Genomic DNA, 1,491 nt, shown 5'->3' with positions numbered 1-1,491 from the left:
TCAGCGGTCGTCGCTGTGGATCGACGAGGGGTGGCGGCACAGGCCGTCGACCTCGATGTCCATGTACGGGAACAGCGGCAGCTGCATCAGCGTGTCGTGCAGCGCCTCGACGCTGGGCACGTCGAACACGCTGTAGTTGGCGTAGTGCCCGGCAATGCGCCACAGGTGGCGCCAGGTGCCCTCGCGCTGCAGGCGCTGGGCCAGTTCCTTCTCGTCGGCCTTCAGTTGCGCGGCCCTGGCCGGGTCCATGTCGACCGGCAGTTTCACGGTCATCTTCACGTGGAACAGCATGTTGCTTTCTCCTGTCTTGCAAATGTCTGAAGGCTTACGCGGCCCCTGTGGGAGCGGGCATGCCCGCGAACACGGGCGAAGCCCGTGCCATCCACCGCGTCGCCTGCTTCGCGGGCAAGCCCGCTCCCACAGGTAGGGGTTGTGTGTTTTTCAGCGGCGGGCAAAGCGCGCCAGGCGTTGCTCGTCCAGGGTCAGGCCCAGCCCCGGCGTACGCGGCACATGCAGCTGGAAATCGCGGTACTGCGGCGGTTCGTTGACGATCTCTTCGGTCAGCAGCAGCGGCCCGAACAGTTCGGTGCCCCAGGTCAGCTGGCGCAGGGTGAGGAACGCATGGGCCGAGGCCAGGGTGCCGATCGAGCCTTCGAGCATGGTCCCGCCATACAGGGCGATGCCGGCCGCTTCGGCGATCTGCGCGGTGCGCAGCACGGCGCGCGGGCCGCCGTTCTTGGCGATCTTCAGGGCGAAGATGCTGGCCGCGCCATCGGCGGCCAGGCTGAAGGCATCTTCGACACTTTCGATGGATTCGTCGGCCATGATCGGTGCCGGGCTGCGTTGGTTCAGGCGCACCTGGCCGCCGCGGTTGATGCGCGAGATCGGCTGTTCGATCAGGTCGATGCCGTTGTCGCCGAGCACCTGGCAGGCGCGGATGGCTTGCGATTCGTCCCAGTACTGGTTGACGTCGACGCGCACGCTGGCACGTTCGCCCAGCTCGCGCTTGATCGCCACCACGTGTTTCAGGTCCTGCTCCAGCGGGTTGGCGCCGATCTTCAGCTTGAACACCCGGTGCCGGCGGATGTCCAGCATGTGTTCGGCTTCGCCGATGTCGCGGGCGGTGTCGCCGCTGGCCAGGGTCCAGGCCACTTCCAGGCTGTCACGCACCCGCCCGCCAAGCAGCTCGCTGACCGGCAGGCCGAGGCGCTTGCCCTGGGCATCGAGCAAGGCGCTCTCGATGCCGGACTTGGCGAAGGTGTTGCCCTTGGCCAGCTTGTCGAGCTTGAGCATGGCGGCATTGATGTTGTCGGCGGGCAGGCCGATCAGCGCGGGGGCCAGGTGCGCGTCGATGTTGGCCTTGATGCCCTCGGGGCTCTCGTAGCCGTAGGCCAGGCCGCCAATGGTGGTGGCCTCGCCGATGCCTTCGACGCCGTCGCTGCAGCGCAGGCGCAGCACCACCAGGGTTTGCTGCTGCATCGTGTGCATCGC

At 67.2% G+C, this 1,491-nt stretch carries 2 protein-coding genes; both read right to left on the bottom strand.

The genetic code is table 11. The features are described from left to right. Positions 1-291, bottom strand: coding sequence for a muconolactone Delta-isomerase (gene catC, locus CAF78_RS27455; protein WP_085673229.1), 291 nt, complete (start codon positions 289-291; stop codon positions 1-3). Between the two features lie 150 nt (positions 292-441). Beyond that, a partial coding sequence (locus CAF78_RS27450; protein WP_085673227.1) for a muconate cycloisomerase family protein occupies positions 442-1,491 on the bottom strand: 1,050 nt, incomplete at its 5' end.

Origin of the sequence: Pseudomonas sp. R28(2017), assembly GCF_002112505.1 — a bacterium.
Lineage (GTDB): Bacteria > Pseudomonadota > Gammaproteobacteria > Pseudomonadales > Pseudomonadaceae > Aquipseudomonas.
The sequence above is the reverse complement of the archived record's forward strand: the minus strand, read 5'-3'. Positions and strand labels throughout refer to the sequence as shown.

Coding starts and splice junctions, on each gene's coding strand:
- catC (WP_085673229.1), bottom strand. CDS start 291: ATGCTGTTCCACGTGAAGATGACCGTGAAACTGCCGGTCGACATGGAC.